Origin of the sequence: Actibacterium sp. XHP0104, assembly GCF_025751515.1 — a bacterium.
Taxonomy (GTDB): Bacteria; Pseudomonadota; Alphaproteobacteria; order Rhodobacterales; family Rhodobacteraceae; genus Actibacterium_D.
On sequence record NZ_JAOWLE010000005.1, the window covers coordinates 65376 to 82860 of the forward strand.

Sequence of the window (17485 nt, forward strand, 5' to 3'; positions counted from 1 at the left end):
GCGCACTGATCCAGGTCAGATCTCTTCGACCTGCACCACGCCGGGCAGCGACTTGATCGCGCTTTTGATCTGGGGGTTCACCGGGAAAGGCTCGGGCAGGTCCAGCGACACCTCGCCCGGCAGGTCGGGCGCCATCAGGCAGAACTGCACCGGGCCGCGCCCGCGAATGCGGATCTCGGCCTTGGCGCGTTCCAGAACGGCGGCCACGGCTGGCACGGCCTGGGGCGCGTCGATGAACACCTTCAGCCCCATGTCACCGGCATCCGCGATCTCTTCATCAATGGGGCGCACCGACTGGGCCAGCAGCTTCAGCTGATCGGATTCCAGCTCTGCCTTGACGGTCAGAACAACGTTCGCGCCGGTTTCCAGATGCTCGCGCGCCTTTTCCAGAACGTCCGAGAAAATGGTGATTTCGTAAAGGCCGGTGGGGTCGGACAGCTGGGCAAAGGCGAACCGGTTGCCGCGCGCCGACTTGCGTTCCTGCCGCCCGGCGACCGAGCCGGCCAGCTTGGCGATAAAGGGCCCCGCCTGCGCCTTTTGCGCGACCTCTTCCAGGGTCATCACCCTCTTGCGCTTCAGCGCGGCCATGTAGTCATCCAGCGGGTGGCCCGACAGGTAGAAACCGATCGCCTTGTGTTCTTCGGCCAGACGCTCATTGGGCAGCCAGTCACCCACGGCCGACAGGCGCGGCTCTGGCAGGTCATCGCCGGCCTCGCCGAACAGCGATACCTGGTTGCTGGCGCGCTGGTCGTGGATGGCCGCCGAATAGGCCACCAGCGCATCCAGACTGTCGAACACGCGATGGCGGTTGGCGTCGAGTTGATCGAACGCCCCGGCGCGGGCCAGCATTTCCATGGGGCGCTTGCCGATGCGTTTCAGATCGACCCGGCGGGCGAAATCGTAAAGCGTGGCAAAGGGTTTGCCGTCGCGCCCCTCCTCGATCAGCTTCATCGCCTCGGCGCCGACGTTTTTCAGCGCGCCCAAGCCGTAAACCAGCTTGCCGTCCTGCACCTTGAACCGCGCGTCCGAACGGTTGACGCATGGCGGCACGATTTCCAGATCCAGCCCGCGCCGCACTTCCTCGGCATAGACCGACAGCTTGTCGGTCAGGTGGATATCGCAGTTCATTACCCCGGCCATGAACTCGACCGGGTGGTTGGCCTTTAGCCAGGCGGTCTGATAGCTAACCACCGCATAGGCGGCGGCGTGCGATTTATTGAAACCGTAGTTGGCGAATTTTTCCAGAAGGTCGAAAACCTCGGAGGCCTTTTTCTTGTCGACCCCGTTGGCCGCCGCGCCCTTTTCGAACTTGGGGCGCTCGGCATCCATGGCCTCTTTGATCTTTTTGCCCATGGCGCGGCGCAGCAGGTCGGCGCCGCCCAGCGTATAGCCGGCCATTTCCTGCGCGATCTGCATCACCTGTTCCTGATAGACGATGATGCCCTGGGTTTCCTCAAGGATATGGTCGATCAGCGGGTGAACGGATTCGCGTTCCTTGACGCCGTTCTTGACCTGACAGTAGGTCGGAATGTTTTCCATCGGGCCGGGACGATAGAGCGCCACCAGCGCCACGATATCCTCGATACAGGTGGGCTTCATCTGGCGCAGGGCATCCATCATGCCCGTGCTTTCCACCTGGAACACGGCGACCGTTTTCGCACTGGCGTAGAGTTTATAGGTCGGCTCGTCATCCAGCGGGATATGACCGATATCGTTCTCGGCCCCCGGCGCGGGTTGATAAAGCTGCCGGCCATCGGCGGCCATGTGCAGATCGCGCCCCTGGGCATGGATCTGTTCGATCGCGCCCTGAATGACGGTCAGGGTTTTGAGGCCCAGAAAGTCGAATTTCACCAGCCCCGCCTGTTCGACCCATTTCATGTTGAACTGGGTCGCGGGCATGTCGGACCGCGGATCCTGGTAAAGCGGCACCAGCGCATCCAGCGGCCGGTCGCCGATCACCACGCCCGCCGCGTGGGTCGAGGCGTTGCGCAACAGGCCCTCGATCTGCTGGCCGTAATTCAACAGGCGGTCGACCACCTCTTCGGCGCGGGCCTCTTCGCGCAGGCGCGGCTCGTCGATCAGGGCCTGAGCGATCGACACGGGCTTGACCCCTTCGACCGGGATCAGTTTTGACAGGCGATCCACCTGCCCATAGGGCATCTGCAACACCCGGCCCACATCGCGCACGGCGGCCTTGGACAACAGCGCGCCAAAGGTGATGATCTGCCCCACCTTGTCGCGGCCATATTTCTCTTGAACGTAGCGGATCACCTCTTCGCGGCGGTCCATGCAAAAATCGATGTCAAAGTCGGGCATCGACACGCGTTCGGGGTTGAGGAACCGCTCGAACAGCAGGCTGTAGCGCAGCGGATCAAGGTCGGTGATAGTCAGCGCATAGGCCACCAGGCTGCCCGCGCCCGAGCCCCGCCCCGGCCCCACCGGGATGTCGTGATCCTTGCCCCATTTGATAAAGTCGGCAACGATCAGGAAATAGCCGGGAAAGCCCATGCCCTCGATAATGCCCAGCTCGAAATCAAGCCGCTGCTGGTATTCCGCGACGGGCACCGCGTGGGGGATCACGGCCAGCCGCGCCTTTAGCCCCTCATTGGCCTGACGGCGCAGCTCCTCGACCTCGTCATCGGCGAATTTCGGCAGGATCGGGTCGCGGCGATAGGCCATGAAGGCGCAGCGCCGCGCGATTTCAACGGTGTTTTCCAGCGCCTCGGGCAGGTCGGCGAACAGCGTCGCCATTTCCTCGGGCGTCTTGAAATAGTGCTGCGGGGTCAGCCGGCGGCGCGGGGCGGATTGGTCGACATAGGCGCCCTCGGCGATGCAGATCAGCGCATCGTGGGCCTCGAACATGTCGGATTTGGGGAAATAGACATCGTTGGTGGCCACCAGCGGCAGGTTCATCGCATAGGCCATTTCCACATGGCCGCGCTCTGTCTGGGCCTCGGCCTCGGGCAGGCCGTTTTCGCCGGGGTGACGTTGCAGTTCGACATACAGGCGGTCGGGGTAGATCTGCGCCAGCCGGGTCATCAGCGCCTCGGCCTTGGGGCGCTGACCGGCGCGCAGCAGCCGCCCGATGGGGCCGTCCGGCCCGCCCGACAGGCAGATCAGCCCGTCGGAATACTGCGCCAGCTCATCCACCGAAACCTTGGGCAGCTCACCCCCCGCATCGACATAGAGGCAGGTGTTCAGCTTCATCAGGTTTTCATAGCCGGCCTCGTTCTGGGCCAGCAGCACCAGACCCGCCGCCGGGCGCGGTTTCTCGCCCGGCTGGGGCGGGTCGTAATCGACATCGACCTGGCAGCCGATGATCGGCTGCACGCCCGCGCCCGAGGCGGTGACGGAAAACTCCAGCGCGGCGAACAGGTTATTCTTGTCGGTGACGGCCACGGCGGGCATGCCGGCGGCCTTGCACATGTCGGGCAGCTTTTTCACCCGCATCGCGCCTTCCAGCAGCGAATACTCGGTGTGCACGCGAAGGTGGATGAATCGGGGCTGGCTGCTCATGCCGGGCATCCTAGTCAGGGCGCCGCGGGTCGGAAAGACTAATTAGCGCAGCGTTCCAGCCGCAGATCCAGGATCGTGCCGTCGAAATAGACCTCGAACCCGTCGTCATAGACATAGCCCACCTGCCCGCGTGTCGGGATGCGACGCGGCCCGATCTTGCGGTAATCCGAGAACAGCCCGCGCCAGTCGCGCAGCACCATCTTGTCCCCCTCGACGGCGGGGCGGTCCTGGGCGCTGATCTCGGTGATGTCGCCCGCCGCGTCAAAGCCCAGCACCACCCTCGCCACGCCGCCCGATGTGGCAAGCGAGGCGGCGACGTGGCTGTCATCGACCTGTTCCCAGGCAATATCGGCGTTCAGCATGATCGCATCCGGCATCCAGGGCAGTTCGGCCAGATAGCGCATGGCCTCGGACAGGTTGGTCTGATCTCCGTGCGCCTCGGCCACCTGCACCAGGCCAAAGACCCAGACATCCAGCACACCGGTGCCTTCGGCATAGCGATCGATCACCCGGAGCAGAGGCAGCCCGCCCAGGGTTCCACGCGCCGACCAGACGAAACCGGGCGCGCCCAGCGTCATGCGCTGGCTGGCCTGCACGCGGCTGAACGCCCCGCCCGGCGTCTTGCGCAGCGCACCAACCTGCGTCAGCCGCTGAGCGCACAGCCCCGCCTGCCCCGCGCCATTGCGGCGGGCAAAACGTTCGACGATGGGGGGAAGATCAGTGCGAAGCGCGGCTATGGGGGTCGGCAGTGCCGCCTCCATTCCGGCAACCGAGCGCGACAACCGCCCATTTCCGACTGCGATTGCGCCACCGGCCAGCAGCGCCAGAACCAAAATTACCAGACCCATTACCCTAACCATGCCCCCAGCATGGCAGATTCTCGCGAAACTACCAAATGCGGCATGTGCAATTTTTTTGACCAATCGGTGAAAAATGGATTACGCTCTTGCTCACGATCCTTGCCAAAGGGCGCAGGCCCGGCTTTGCTGATCGCCAGAATATAAACCCCGCGCGCCTTCTACGCCGCATCGAGGGCGCATCGCGGGGCAACAGGACGGTAAGGCGGCGGGTAGCGCGCGAATGGAGATCGCGTTTCTTCTGAACGGAGAACAGGTGCGCATCACGGATGCCGCGCCGACGGTGACGCTGCTGGACTGGCTGCGCGAGACGCGCGGGCTAACCGGCACCAAGGAAGGCTGTGCCGAGGGCGATTGCGGCGCCTGCACGGTGATGGTCGCGCATCAGCCCGGCACCGAGAAGGGCGCGCAGGCGATCAATGCCTGCATCACCTTCCTGCCGCAGGTTCACGGGCTGGCCCTGCGCACGATCGAGGGCATCAGCGGCCCCGACGGCGCGCTGCACCCGATCCAACAGGCGATGGTCGATCATCACGGCTCGCAATGCGGGTTCTGCACGCCGGGCATCGTCAATTCGCTGGTCGCGGCGCAAATTCGCGGCGACCGCGGCTTTGATCGGGTGCTAGCGGGGAACCTCTGCCGCTGCACCGGCTATGCGCCGATCATCCGCGCGGCGGAAAGCGTGGGCGATGACATCGAGGATATTCCCCACTGGCTGCACGAATTTCCCGACGATGATCTGGGCGGCTCGCTGACTATCGCGCCCGAAAGCGCGGATGCGCTGGCAGACTGGTATGCCGCCAACCCCGATGCCACGCTGATTGCGGGTGCCACGGATGTGGGGCTGTGGGTGACCAAGGGGCTGCGCGAGCTGCCGCAGGTCTGTTTCCTGCATCGCTGCCGGGATCTGCAAAGGATCGAACAGACCGACGCGGGCCTGCGGATCGGCGCGGGTGTTACCATCGAGGAATTGCGACTGGCGATGGCGGGCCGTTTCCCGTCTTTCGCTGCCATGCTGGCCCGGTTCGCCAGCCAGCAGGTGCGCAGCACCGCCACGATCGGCGGCAATATCGCCAATGGCTCGCCTATCGGCGACGCCCCGCCCGCGCTGATCGCGCTGAACGCCCGGCTGCACCTGCGCAAGGGTGACGCGCGGCGCGAGATCGCACTGGAAGATTTCTTTATCGACTACGGCAAGCAAGACCGCGAACCGGGCGAGTTCGTCGAGGCCGTGACCATCCCCGATCAGCCCGACCGGCTGCGGTGCTACAAGCTGTCGAAACGGTTCGATCAGGATATCTCAGCCGTCTGCGGCTGTTTCAACGTCACCGTCGAAAACGGCGCCGTCACCGCGGCCCGCATCGCCTTTGGCGGCATGGCGGGCACCCCGAAACGGGCCAGCGCCGTCGAGGCCGCCCTGACCGGCCAGCCCTGGGGCGCCGGCACCATCGCCGCCGCCGCACAAGCGTGGGAGGCCGATTTCAAACCGATGACCGATATGCGCGCCAGCGCCAAATACCGGCTGGACGCCGCCCGCAACATGCTGACGCGCTATTACCTCGAGGACATGGGCAAACCCGTCAACGTGCAAGAGGTGCGGGCATGAGCGTGACCAAACCCCTGCCCCATGACGCCGCGCCGCTGCATGTCACCGGCCAGGCGCGCTATGTCGATGACATCCCGGCCCCTGCGAACACGGTTCATTTGGCCTTTGGCCTGTCGGAGATTGCCCATGGCAGCATCACCGACATGGACCTGTCCGCCGTCCGCGCCACGCCCGGCGTAATCGCCGTGCTGGGGCCGGATGATTTCGACGAGATGCCCGATTGCTCGCCCTCGAACCATGACGAGCCGCTGCTGGCCACGGGCGACGTGCAGTATCTGGGCCAGCCGATTTTCCTTGTCGTGGCCGACAGCCATTTGGCCGCCCGCAAGGCCGCGCGACTGGGCAAGGTAACCTATCAGGAACTGCCTGCCCTTTTGACCATCGAAGACGCGCTGGATGCGCAGGAATGGTTCGAAGGCGGCCCGCGCATTTACGCGACCGGCGATGCGGCCACGGCGATTGACGGCGCGCGGCACGTGATCAGCGGCGTTCTGGAAATGGGCGGGCAAGAGCATTTCTACCTTGAAGGACAGGCCGCAATGGCCCTGCCGCATGAGGGTGGCGATGTGCTGGTGCACAGCTCGACCCAGCATCCCAGCGAGATCCAGCACAAGGTCGCCCACGCGCTGCACAAGCCGATGAACGCCGTTCGCGTCGAGGTGCGCCGCATGGGCGGCGGCTTTGGTGGCAAGGAAAGCCAGGGCAATGCTCTGGCCATCGCCTGCGCGGTTGTGGCCACCCGGCTGAACCGCCCAGCGCGGATGCGCTATGACCGCGACGACGACATGATGATCACCGGCAAGCGGCACGACTTCCGCATTGATTACCGCGTGGGCGTCGACGACATGGGCCGCATTCAAGGGATCGAGTTCAAGCAATATGCCCGTTGTGGCTGGTCGATGGACCTGTCGCTGCCAGTGGCCGACCGCGCCATGCTGCATTCGGACAACGCCTATTTCCTGCCTCACGCCCGGATAGAAAGCTATCGCCTGCGCACGCATACCCAATCGGCCACCGCGTTTCGCGGCTTTGGTGGCCCGCAGGGCGTGCTGGGGATCGAGCGGGTGATGGATCACATCGCCCATTACCTCGGCCGCGATCCGGTCGATGTGCGGCGCGACAATTTCTATCGCAACGGCCAGATTACCCCCTATCACCAGACGGTCGAAGACTTTGTTCTGCCCGAGATGCTGGAGGAACTGCTGGCCAGTTCCGACTATGCCGCGCGGCGCAAGGCGGTGGTAGAATGGAACGCGCAAAACCCGGTGCTGAAACGCGGCATTGCGCTGACCCCGGTGAAATTCGGCATCAGTTTCACGCTGACGCATCTCAACCAGGCGGGCGCGTTGGTGCATGTCTATCAGGATGGCTCGATCCACCTGAACCACGGCGGCACCGAGATGGGTCAGGGCCTGTTCCAGAAGGTCGCGCAAGTGGCCGCCAGCGCCTTTGGCGTGCCGCCCGAGATGGTCAAGATCACCGCGACCGATACGGCCAAGGTGCCCAATACCTCGGCCACGGCGGCGTCGTCGGGCAGCGATCTGAACGGCATGGCGGTCAAGGCGGCCTGCGATACGATCCGCGCCCGCATCGCCACGCATCTGGCCGACACCCACCAGACCGAACCGGCGCGCGTACATTTCGACGGCGGCAAGGTGTTTGTGGGCGATGACGAGATGACATTCGCCCAGGCCGCCGCCAGCGCTTACCTCGCGCGGGTCAGCCTGTCGTCGACCGGGTTTTATGCCACGCCCAAGCTGGAATGGGACCGCATCAAGGGCCGGGGGCGCCCGTTCTTCTATTTCGCCTATGGCGCCGCCGTGACCGAGGTGGTGATCGACACGCTGACAGGCGAAAACCGCATTCTGCGTACTGACATCCTGCATGACGCGGGCGCCTCGCTGAACCCGGCGCTGGATATCGGCCAGATCGAGGGCGGCTATGTGCAGGGCGCGGGCTGGCTGACGACCGAGGAACTGGTCTGGGATCACAAGGGCCGCCTGCGCACCCATGCGCCCTCGACCTACAAGATCCCCGCCTGTTCCGACCGGCCCGAGGTATTCAACGTCGCGCTCTGGTCGAAAGGCCGCAATGTCGAGGATACGATCTATCGATCAAAAGCCGTGGGAGAGCCGCCGTTCATGCTGGGCATTTCGGCGCTGATGGCCCTGTCGGACGCGGTATCGGCCTGTGGCCCGCTTTACCCCGCGCTGAATGCGCCGGCCACGGCCGAGAAGGTTTTGAAAGCCGTTCAAAAGGTGCGCGGATGAGTTTTGACCGCGATCATATCGCCCGCATGATTGCCGAATATGGCCCGGTGGCGCGGGTGGTCGTGGCCCGCGTCGAAGGCTCGGCCCCGCGCGAGGTTGGGGCGGCGATGCTGGTCTGGACCGACGGGCAGGACGGCACGATCGGTGGCGGCGCGCTGGAACTGCAAGCCACCCAAACCGCCCGCGCCCTGCTGGCGGGGGATCGTGCCGCGCGGCTGGACCTGATCCCGCTGGGGCCTGCTGTGGGGCAATGCTGCGGAGGGGCGGTCAGCCTTGTGACAGAGGTCTTTACCAAGGACCGGCTAAACGATCTGCACGGCGATCTCTTTGCCCGCCCCATCAATGGCCCCGCCGACCCGCCCCTGCCGGTGCAGCGTCTGTTGGCCACGGCCCGCAGCACCGGGCAGATGCCTGCACCGCAGTTGATACAGGGCTGGATGGTCGAACCCTTTGCCGCCCCGCGCAGCCATGTCTGGATCTGGGGGGCCGGGCATGTGGGCCGCGCGATCATGGGTGTGCTGGCTCCGCTGCCGGGTATGCAGATCACCTGGGTCGATACCGCCGCCGACCGGTTTCCCGCGCAGATGCCCGACAATGTCGACCGTCTGATCGCACCCAACCCCGCACAGGTCGCCCATTACGCCCCGCGCCAGGCGCAGCATCTGATCCTGACCTATTCTCACCCGATCGACCTGGCGATCTGCGATGCCCTGCTGCGGCATGACTTTGCCTTTGCCGGGCTGATCGGATCGCGCACCAAGCACGCCCGTTTCCGCCATCGCCTGGCGCAGCTGGGTCATGGGCCGCACCAGATCGCGCGCCTGACCTGCCCCATCGGGAACCCGGATCTTGGCAAGCATCCGCAGGCGATTGCCATTGGCGTCGCCGCACAAATTCTGCAACAAGAACAAGTGATAACAGCCAGAAGGGACGCGACCGGATGACGACACTTCTGAACATTGACGGGCTGACCAAGGCCTATCCGGGCGTTGTCGCGAATGACAACGTGTCGTTCTCGATCCAGCCGGGCGAGGTGCACGCGCTGTTGGGCGAAAACGGTGCGGGCAAATCGACGCTGGTGAAAATGATCTATGGGCTGGTGAAACCCGACAAGGGCCGCATGACCCTGCACGGCCAGCCCTATGAACCCGCCGAGCCGCGCGCGGCGCGGGCCGCCGGTGTGGCCATGGTGTTTCAGCATTTCAGCCTGTTCGATGCGCTGAACGTGGCCGAGAATATCGCGCTGGGCATGGAAAAGCCGCCCGCGATGCGTGACCTGGCCGCGCGTATCCGCGAGGTGTCGGAAAACTATGGCCTGCCGCTGGACCCGTCGCGCACGGTCGGCGACCTGTCGGCGGGCGAGCGGCAGCGGGTCGAGATCATCCGTTGCCTGCTGCAAGACCCCAAGCTGCTGATCATGGACGAGCCGACCAGCGTTCTGACCCCGCAAGAGGTTGAGATTCTGTTCAAGACCCTGCGCAAACTGTCGGCCGAGGGCACGGCGATTTTGTATATCAGCCACAAGCTGGAGGAGATCCGGACGCTCTGCGATGGGGCCACGATCCTGCGGCTGGGCAAGGTCGTTGACAGCTGCAACCCGCGCGAAAAATCCGCCTCTGAGCTGGCCGAGATGATGGTGGGCACCAAGCTGACCCCGCCGTCGCGCCCCGAGGCCGAGCCGGGCGAGGTGGTGCTGGAGGTGACGAACCTGTCGGTGAAATCGGCCAACCCGTTCGGCACGTCGCTGAAAGACATCTCGTTCACTGTGCGCGAGGGCGAGGTTCTGGGCATCGGCGGTGTCGCCGGCAACGGGCAGGATGAATTGCTGTCGGCCCTGTCGGGCGAAACGCTGGCGCCAAATGATGCGGTGCGGCTGCGCGGCGAAAGCATCGGCCATATGGGCCCCAACCCGCGCCGCCACATCGCCGTGCTGACCGCGCCCGAGGAACGCCTGGGCCACGCCGCCGCCCCTGACATGAGCCTGATCGAAAACGCCCTGCTGACCGGTGCGATCCGCCAGGGGCTGGTGCGCAACGGGTTCCTGAACTGGCCCGCGACACGGATCTTTGCCGAAAGCATCATCAAGCAGTTCGACGTGCGCACCCCCGGCGCGGGCAATGCGGCGCGGTCGCTGTCGGGCGGCAACCTGCAAAAATTCGTCATCGGTCGCGAGGTGCTGCAAAAACCCGAGGTTCTGGTGGTGAACCAGCCAACCTGGGGCGTCGATGCTTCGGCCGCGGCGGCGATCCGGCAATCCATCCTGGATCTGGCCGAAAACGGCACCGCTGTGATCGTCATCAGCCAGGACCTGGACGAGCTGATGGAAATATCCGACCGGTTCGCCGCGCTGAACGAGGGCCGCCTGTCGCCGCCCCGCCCGGCGCGCGGACTGACGATGGAGGAAATCGGTCTGATGATGGGCGGCGCCCACGATATGGAGGTCGCCCATGCTGAGGCTTGAAAAACGCCCCACCCCGTCGCGGTTCTGGACGGCGGCAACCCCGGTTCTGGCGGTGCTGCTGACGATGATCGCGGGCGGGCTGCTGTTCATGATTCTGGGCAAGGATCCGTTCGCCGCCATCCGCACGATTTTCTGGGATCCGCTGTTCAACGAGCAGTTCGCCAGCTATTCGCGCCCGCAGCTGTTGGTGAAATCGGGGCCGCTGATCCTGATCGCGATCGGGCTGTCGCTGGGCTTTCGCGCCGGTATCTGGAACATCGGCGCCGAGGGGCAATATATCATCGGCGCGCTGTGCGGCGCGGGGGTCGGCCTAGCCCTATACCCGATGGATGCGTGGTTCATCTTTCCGCTGATGGTGATTGCCGGGGCGCTGGGCGGGTTGCTTTGGGCGATGATCCCGGCGCTGCTCAAGACTCATTTTAGAACCAATGAGATCCTCGTGTCGCTGCTGTTGGTCTATGTGGCCGAGCAGCTGCTGGCCTCGATGGCGCTGGGGCTGATGCGCAACCCCGAGGGCGGAGGCTTTCCCGGCTCGCGCAACCTGCAACAATACCCGTCGGCCTCGAACCCCGAGCTGATCGCCGGCACCGGCATGCATTGGGGCATCGTCGCGGCATTCATCGCGGTGATTGCGTCCTATGTGCTGCTCAACCGGCATCTGCTGGGGTTCCAGATCCGCCTGACCGGTCAAAGCCCCCGTGCCGCGCGGTTCGCGGGCGTCAATCCGAATGCGTTGATCCTGTTCTGCCTGGGCACCTCGGGCGTTCTGGCCGGGCTGGCCGGGCTGTTCGAGATCGCGGGCCCTGCCGGGCAGGTCAGCATCGATTTCAACCAGGGCTACGGGTTCACGGCGATCATCGTGGCCTTTCTGGGCCGGCTCAACCCGATCGGCATCCTGCTGGCGGGGCTCTTGATGGGGCTGACCTATATCGGCGGCGACCTGGCGCAGTTCATGCTGGGCCTGCCCGCCGCAGCTATCCAGGCCTTTCAGGGGATGCTGCTGTTCTTCTTGCTGGGCGTGGATGTGCTTAGCAATTTCCGCATTCGCATTGGCAAGACGGAGGCCGCGTGATGGATCTTTCTGCAATCAATCCGCTGGTGCTGATCGCCTCGCTGATGGTGGCGTCGACGCCGATCCTGCTGGCGGCGCTGGGCGAGCTGGTCGTCGAAAAGGCCGGGGTGCTGAACCTGGGCGTCGAGGGCATGATGATCACCGGCGCCATCTGCGGCTTTGCCATCGCGGTGGAAACCGACAACCCGGCGCTGGGGTTCGTGGCGGCCATGGCAGGCGGCGCGATCCTGTCGCTGATATTCGGGGTCATGACGCAGGTACTGCTGTCGAACCAGGTGGCCAGCGGCCTTGCGCTGACGCTGTTCGGGCTGGGGCTGTCGGCGCTGATGGGTCAGGGCTATGTCGGCATCAAGCCACCCGCCACCCATGACCTGAATTTTGGGCCGCTGGCCGATATCCCGGTGCTGGGGCCGGTTCTCTTTAGCCATGACGCGGTGGTTTATATCTCGCTGGCGCTGGTGGTCGCGGTCTGGGCGGTGCTGAAGTTCACCCGGCTTGGCCTGATCCTGCGCGCCGTGGGGGAAAACCACGATGCCGCCCATGCGCTGGGCTATAAGGTCGTGCGCATCCGTATCCTGGCGATCATGTTCGGCGGCGCCTGCGCCGGGCTGGGCGGGGCCTATATCAGCCTGATCCGCGTGCCACAGTGGACAGAGGGCATGACCGCCGGCGCCGGCTGGATCGCCCTGGCCATCGTGGTCTTTGCCAGCTGGAAACCGGTGCGGGTGCTGATCGGCGCCTATCTCTTTGGCGGGATCACGGTGTTGCAGCTGAACCTGCAGGCCGCGGGCGTCGCCATTCCGGTCGAATACCTGTCCATGTCACCATACCTGATAACCATCCTTGTGCTGGTCATCATGTCCGCCGACCGGTCTCGCGCCGCGCTGAATGCGCCCGCGTCGCTGGGTCGCGTCTTCCATGCCTCGTCATGAGGTAATATCGTCAACCAAGGGCGCAAAGCCCACACTCAACACGGGAGCAACCATATGAAACGCAGAACCCTGCTTGCCGCATCCGTCGCGGCATTGGGTCTGGCCTCGGCCGGGGCCGCATTTGCCGCCGACAAGACCAAGGTCGGCTTTGTCTTTGTCGGACCCATCGGCGATGGCGGCTGGACCTATGAACACAACGAAGGCCGCCTGGCGGTCGAAGAACATTTCGGCGATGCCGTCGAGACCATCTATCAGGAAAGCGTGCCCGAGGGCGCCGACGCCGAGCGCGTGCTGACCCAGATGGCCCTGTCGGGTGCCGACCTGATTTTCACCACCTCGTTCGGCTATATGGATCCGACGCTGAACGTGGCCGCGAAATTCCCGGATGTGAAATTCGAGCACGCCACCGGCTATAAACGCGCCGATAACGTCAGCACCTACAGCGCCCGCTTCTACGAGGGCCGCGCCGTGCAGGGCACCATCGCCGGCCACATGACCAAATCGAACGTGGTGGGCTATATCGCCTCCTTCCCGATCCCCGAGGTCATCCGCGGCATCAACTCGGCCTATATCCACGCCAAGAAGGTGAACCCGGATGTCGAGTTCAAGGTGATCTGGGCCTATACTTGGTTCGACCCGGCGAAAGAGGCCGACGCCGCCAACGCGCTGATCGAACAGGGCGCCGACGTGATCTTGCAGCACACCGACTCGACCGCGCCGCAGGCGGCCGCCGAGAAGGCTGGCAACGTCATCACCTTTGGCCAGGCCTCGGATATGGGCGAATACGCCCCGATGCCGCGCGTCAGCTCGATCATCGACAACTGGGCGCCCTATTACATCGCCCGCACCCAGGCCGTGATCGACGGCAGCTGGACCTCGGTCGATACCTGGGATGGCATCGGCGCCGGGATGGTCGGCATCGGCGAAATCTCGTCGGCGGTGCCCGAGGATGTCAAAGCCGAGGCCCTGGCCCTCAAAGACGCCATCGCCAATGGCAGCTACCACCCGTTCACCGGCCCGCTGAAAAAGCAGGACGGCAGCGACTGGCTGGCCGAAGGTGAAACTGCCGATGACGGCACGCTGGCTGGCATGAACTTCTACGTCGAAGGCATCACCGGCGACATCCCGCAATAAGCGCGACGAAACCCCCGAAAGCCCCGCCCTGCGCGGGGCTTTTCTTATGCGGTCAGTGCGACAACTCCTGAAACCGCTCGAACATCATCCGGTAGTCCGCCGGGATCTCGCGCGCCGACAGAATGCCCACGGGCACACCGTCGTCCAGAACCGGCAAATGCCGGAACGACCCACCGATCCGGGCCGCAAGGGCATCGCTGAGCGCATCGTCGATATCGACCGACACCGGATCGCGCGTCATCACCTGCGCAACCGGCAACTCAGCCGCGTCCCGCCCCTCGGCCACAACGCGGCAAACCACGTCACGCTCGGTGAGAACACCCGCCAGCACCCCGCCCGGCCCCAGCACCAGAACCGCGCCGGTGGCATGCTCGGCCATCTGCCGGCAGGTTTCTGCCACGCTTGCATCCTCGGGCACCGAATAAAGCGGTCGCCCGGCCAGAATCTCACGAATGGATGTGATCAGCATGTCGCCCCCCTGCATGGCCAACCCCGAAAATATCGCGTTTCGCGCATGTGTATTTGACGCGGATCAAAGTCTGGCATTACACGAAGTGTTTTAGGCGAATGAGCACAGAACAGGAGACCCCCATGAGCTGGACCGACAAAAGCGCAGAAACCAAGAACCAACTGCGCGCGCTGAACAAATGCATCCCCGAGGCAACCAAGGGCTTTCAGATCCTCAGCAAAGGCGTCAAGGAGGGCGGCGTTCTCAGCTTCAAGGAAAAGGAATACGTGGCTCTGGGCATCGCCGTCGCCACCCGCTGCGACGCCTGCATCGTCCTGCATGTCGAGGCCCTGATCCGCGCCGGCGCCACCCGCGAAGAGGTCGGCGACGTGCTGGCCATGACCATCCAGATGGGCGGCGGCCCGGCCATGATGTATGCCGCCAAGGCGCTGGAGATCTTTGACGAGTTCAGCGCGGCCTGATCACATTGCGCGCGCTGTCGCGCGCAAGAGATACCTCCTCGCCTGCGGCTCGTCAGGGTGCCTCCGGCGGGGATATTTTCGCGAAGAAGAAACCCCCTTCTTTTTCGCATAAATATCCCGGGGTCCGGGGCAGAGCCCCGGCCCTGCCCTAACCGTCTACGCGAATGGTGGCGTTGCTGGGGTCATAGGGGCTGTCGTCGGTCACGGTGGCCGTCCACAACTGGTCGAACATCTTGACCTGCAACACGGTTCCCGGCGTCGCCAGATCGGGCCGCACATAGCCCATGCCGATGCTTTTACCGAACGCCACCGAATAGCCGCCCGAGGTCAGGCGCCCGACGCGGGCATCACCGTCATAAAGCGCCTCGCGCCCCCAAGGGTCGGCATCCGTAGGCCCGTCGATCAACAGCGTCACACAAGAGCTGCGGATGCCGGTGTCCTGCATCTCGGCCTTGCCGTGGAACTCTTTCGACAGGTCGACAAAGCGATCGAGCCCGGCCTCGAACGGGGTGGCATCGCGGCCCAGTTCGGTGCCGAAGGCGCGATAGGATTTTTCCTGACGCAGCCAGTTCTGCGCCCGGGCGCCGACCAGTTTCAGCCCGTGTGCCTCGCCTGCCTGCATCAGTTTGTCCCACAGGTAGGTCTGCATTTCGATCGGGTGGTGCAGCTCCCAGCCCAGCTCACCGGTATAGGCGACGCGGATCGCACGAACCGGGCACATGCCCAGTTCGATCTCGCGCATCGACAGCCAGGGGAAGCGTTTGTTCGACAGCGCTGTCTCGGGGTCGGCGTCGCGCACCAGCTCGCGCAGGATGGCGCGGCTGTTGGGGCCGGCGATGGCGAAGACGCCCCATTGGGTGGTGACGTCGTGGATGTCGATCCAGCCGAATTCGGCGCGTTTGTCCTCGGCCGCCTTGATCAGGTAGTCGTGGTCATAGGCCTGCCATGCGCCTGCCGACACGAGGTAGTATTCGCCCTCGGCCAGGCGCACGATGGTGTATTCGGTGCGGGTGGTCCCGGCCGAGCTAAGGGCGTAGGTCAGGTTGATCCGTCCGACCTTGGGCAGTTTGTTGGTGGTGAACCAGTCAAGGAAGGCCGTCGCCCCCGGCCCGCGCACCAGGTGTTTGGTGAATGCGGTCGCGTCGATCAGGCCGGCGGTTTCGCGGATGGCCTTTGCCTCGTCCACGGCATATTGCCACCAGCCGCCGCGGCGGAAACTGCGGGCGTCATGGTCGTTGAAGCCCTCAGGGGCGTAATAGTTCGGGCGTTCCCAGCCGTTGACCTGCCCGAACTGCGCGCCACGGGCTTTTTGCCGATCATAGGCGGGCGAGGTGCGCAGGGGCCGTGCGGCGGGGCGTTCCTCGTCGGGGTGGTGCAGGATATAGACGTGCTCGTAGGCCTCTTCGTTCTTGGCCACGGCATAGTCGGTGGTCATCCAGCCGCCGAACCGTTTCGGGTCAAGCGAGGCCATGTCGATCTCGGCCTCGCCCTGGGTCATCAGCTGCGCCAGGTAATAACCGGTGCCGCCCGCGGCGGTGATGCCAAAGCTAAAGCCCTCGGCCAGCCACATGTTGCGCAGGCCCGGCGCGGGGCCAAGCAGCGGGTTGCCGTCGGGCGTGTAGCAGATCGGGCCGTTGAAATCGTCCTTTAGCCCCACCGTTTCCGAGGACGGGATGCGATGGATCATCGACATGTATTCTTCTTCGATCCGCTCCAGATCAAGCGGGAAGAGATCGGCGCGAAAGCTGTCGGGCACGCCGTAGGCAAAGCGCGCGGGGGCGTTACGCTCATAGGGGCCAAGGATCCAGCCGCCGCGTTCCTCGCGCACATACCATTTGGCGTCAGCATCGCGCAGCACGGGATGTTCGGGGTTGCCCGCCTTGCGCCATGCGACCAGCGCCGGGTCGGGTTCGGTGACGATGAACTGGTGTTCCACCGGGATGGCCGGGGTCTTGAGACCCAGCATCCGCGCGGTGCGTTGCGAATGGTTGCCGGTGGCGGTGACGACATGTTCGGCGGTGATCACGACCTGTTCGTCCGAGGGCACGAGGTTGCCGCCCTTTTCCACCATCTTGGTGCAGGTCACGCGCCATTCCGACCCGGTCCATTCATAGGCATCGACCTGCCAGCGGCGTTCGATGGTCACGCCGAACTGGCGCGCGCCCTTGGCCATGGCCTGGGTCACATCGGCCGGGTTGATGTAGCCATCGGTGGGGTGATAGATCGCGCCCTTCAGATCCTCGGTGCGGACCAGCGGCCAGCGGTCCTTGATCTGCGCCGGGGTCATCCATTCATAGGGCACGCCGCAGGTTTCGGCGGTGCTGGCGTACAGCATGTATTCGTCCATGCGATCCTGCGTCTGGGCCATGCGCAGGTTGCCGACGATGGAAAAGCCGGGGTTCAGGCCGGTTTCGGCCTCGAGCGTCTTATAGAACTTGATCGAGTAGTCGTGGATATGCGTCGTCGCAAAGGACATGTTGAAATAGGGCAATAGGCCCGCCGCATGCCAGGTGCTGCCCGCGGTCAGCTCGTCACGCTCCAACAGCATCGTGTCCCAGCCCGCGCGGCCAAGATGATAGGCAACAGAGGCGCCGACAGCACCGCCACCGACGACCAGGGCTTTGACATGGGTTTTCATGGCGGCGACTCTCCTGCGCTGGGGCTGCTGATCACATTAATGCAGCAGCCCGCGCGCGCCGGAGAAATC

The 17485-nt window shown here is 64.6% G+C and carries 12 protein-coding genes; 8 read left to right on the top strand and 4 right to left on the bottom strand.

The genetic code is table 11. The annotated features are described in order from the left end of the window. Positions 1 to 15: 15 nt before the first annotated feature. Together dnaE and OE856_RS09365 are read right to left on the bottom strand one after the other, a co-directional pair. Positions 16 to 3516 carry a DNA polymerase III subunit alpha gene (dnaE, locus tag OE856_RS09360; RefSeq protein ID WP_263715824.1) on the bottom strand — a complete coding sequence of 1167 codons (3501 nt, stop codon included), beginning with the start codon at positions 3514 to 3516 and terminating at the stop codon, positions 16 to 18. Positions 3517 to 3554: 38 nt separating this feature from the next. Continuing rightward, positions 3555 to 4364: a DUF6544 family protein gene (locus OE856_RS09365; protein ID WP_263715825.1), complete on the bottom strand. Its 810-nt coding sequence runs from the start codon at positions 4362 to 4364 to the stop codon at positions 3555 to 3557. Positions 4365 to 4596: 232 nt separating this feature from the next. Here OE856_RS09365 and xdhA point away from each other — a divergent pair, with 232 nt between their 5' ends. Genes xdhA through OE856_RS09400 form a run of 7 tightly spaced genes read left to right on the top strand, consistent with a single transcriptional unit; the run spans position 4597 to position 13848 of the window. Next, positions 4597 to 5979 carry a xanthine dehydrogenase small subunit gene (gene xdhA, locus OE856_RS09370; protein WP_263715826.1) on the top strand — a complete coding sequence of 461 codons (1383 nt, stop codon included), beginning with the start codon at positions 4597 to 4599 and terminating at the stop codon, positions 5977 to 5979. After that, a complete protein-coding gene (xdhB, locus tag OE856_RS09375) occupies positions 5976 to 8249 on the top strand; it encodes a xanthine dehydrogenase molybdopterin binding subunit (protein WP_263715827.1) in 2274 nt (757 codons plus the stop codon). Before xdhA ends, xdhB begins: the two co-directional genes overlap by 4 nt. Beyond that, on the top strand, positions 8246 to 9193 hold the full coding sequence (gene xdhC / locus OE856_RS09380; protein WP_263715828.1) for a xanthine dehydrogenase accessory protein XdhC: 948 nt from the start codon (positions 8246 to 8248) through the stop codon (positions 9191 to 9193). Before xdhB ends, xdhC begins: the two co-directional genes overlap by 4 nt. Then, entirely contained in the window at positions 9190 to 10710 is a 1521-nt protein-coding gene (locus OE856_RS09385) for an ABC transporter ATP-binding protein (RefSeq protein WP_263715829.1), read from the top strand. The genes xdhC and OE856_RS09385 overlap by 4 nt, the downstream gene beginning before the upstream one ends. Then, positions 10697 to 11782, top strand: a complete 1086-nt coding sequence (locus OE856_RS09390; protein ID WP_263715830.1) for an ABC transporter permease — start codon at positions 10697 to 10699, stop codon at positions 11780 to 11782. Before OE856_RS09385 ends, OE856_RS09390 begins: the two co-directional genes overlap by 14 nt. Continuing rightward, the gene (locus tag OE856_RS09395) at positions 11782 to 12714 is read left to right on the top strand and encodes an ABC transporter permease (protein WP_263715831.1); all 933 of its coding nucleotides are present in this window, start codon (positions 11782 to 11784) and stop codon (positions 12712 to 12714) included. The genes OE856_RS09390 and OE856_RS09395 overlap by 1 nt, the downstream gene beginning before the upstream one ends. A gap of 54 nt (positions 12715 to 12768) precedes the next feature. Further along, positions 12769 to 13848: a BMP family ABC transporter substrate-binding protein gene (locus tag OE856_RS09400; protein WP_263715832.1), complete on the top strand. Its 1080-nt coding sequence runs from the start codon at positions 12769 to 12771 to the stop codon at positions 13846 to 13848. A 52-nt stretch (positions 13849 to 13900) separates the two neighbouring features. Here OE856_RS09400 and OE856_RS09405 read toward each other — a convergent pair whose 3' ends face one another. Beyond that, on the bottom strand, positions 13901 to 14317 hold the full coding sequence (locus OE856_RS09405; protein WP_263715833.1) for a CBS domain-containing protein: 417 nt from the start codon (positions 14315 to 14317) through the stop codon (positions 13901 to 13903). Positions 14318 to 14439: 122 nt separating this feature from the next. Between OE856_RS09405 and OE856_RS09410 the strand changes: the two genes are divergently transcribed. Next, positions 14440 to 14778: a carboxymuconolactone decarboxylase family protein gene (locus OE856_RS09410; RefSeq protein WP_263715834.1), complete on the top strand. Its 339-nt coding sequence runs from the start codon at positions 14440 to 14442 to the stop codon at positions 14776 to 14778. A gap of 148 nt (positions 14779 to 14926) precedes the next feature. Here OE856_RS09410 and OE856_RS09415 read toward each other — a convergent pair whose 3' ends face one another. Next, the gene (locus OE856_RS09415) at positions 14927 to 17416 is read right to left on the bottom strand and encodes a GcvT family protein (RefSeq protein WP_263715835.1); all 2490 of its coding nucleotides are present in this window, start codon (positions 17414 to 17416) and stop codon (positions 14927 to 14929) included. Between the last annotated feature and the right edge of the window lie 69 nt (positions 17417 to 17485).

What these genes read in the sequence shown, in the direction of transcription:
- OE856_RS09395 (WP_263715831.1), top strand. Translation starts at nt 11,782, where the DNA reads ATGGATCTTTCTGCAATCAATCCGCTGGTGCTGATCGCCTCGCTGATG.
- OE856_RS09385 (WP_263715829.1), top strand. Translation starts at nt 9,190, where the DNA reads ATGACGACACTTCTGAACATTGACGGGCTGACCAAGGCCTATCCGGGC.
- dnaE (WP_263715824.1), bottom strand. Translation starts at nt 3,516, where the DNA reads ATGAGCAGCCAGCCCCGATTCATCCACCTTCGCGTGCACACCGAGTAT.
- OE856_RS09405 (WP_263715833.1), bottom strand. Translation starts at nt 14,317, where the DNA reads ATGCTGATCACATCCATTCGTGAGATTCTGGCCGGGCGACCGCTTTAT.
- OE856_RS09400 (WP_263715832.1), top strand. Translation starts at nt 12,769, where the DNA reads ATGAAACGCAGAACCCTGCTTGCCGCATCCGTCGCGGCATTGGGTCTG.
- xdhB (WP_263715827.1), top strand. Translation starts at nt 5,976, where the DNA reads ATGAGCGTGACCAAACCCCTGCCCCATGACGCCGCGCCGCTGCATGTC.
- OE856_RS09365 (WP_263715825.1), bottom strand. Translation starts at nt 4,364, where the DNA reads ATGGGTCTGGTAATTTTGGTTCTGGCGCTGCTGGCCGGTGGCGCAATC.
- xdhC (WP_263715828.1), top strand. Translation starts at nt 8,246, where the DNA reads ATGAGTTTTGACCGCGATCATATCGCCCGCATGATTGCCGAATATGGC.
- OE856_RS09390 (WP_263715830.1), top strand. Translation starts at nt 10,697, where the DNA reads ATGCTGAGGCTTGAAAAACGCCCCACCCCGTCGCGGTTCTGGACGGCG.
- OE856_RS09410 (WP_263715834.1), top strand. Translation starts at nt 14,440, where the DNA reads ATGAGCTGGACCGACAAAAGCGCAGAAACCAAGAACCAACTGCGCGCG.
- xdhA (WP_263715826.1), top strand. Translation starts at nt 4,597, where the DNA reads ATGGAGATCGCGTTTCTTCTGAACGGAGAACAGGTGCGCATCACGGAT.
- OE856_RS09415 (WP_263715835.1), bottom strand. Translation starts at nt 17,416, where the DNA reads ATGAAAACCCATGTCAAAGCCCTGGTCGTCGGTGGCGGTGCTGTCGGC.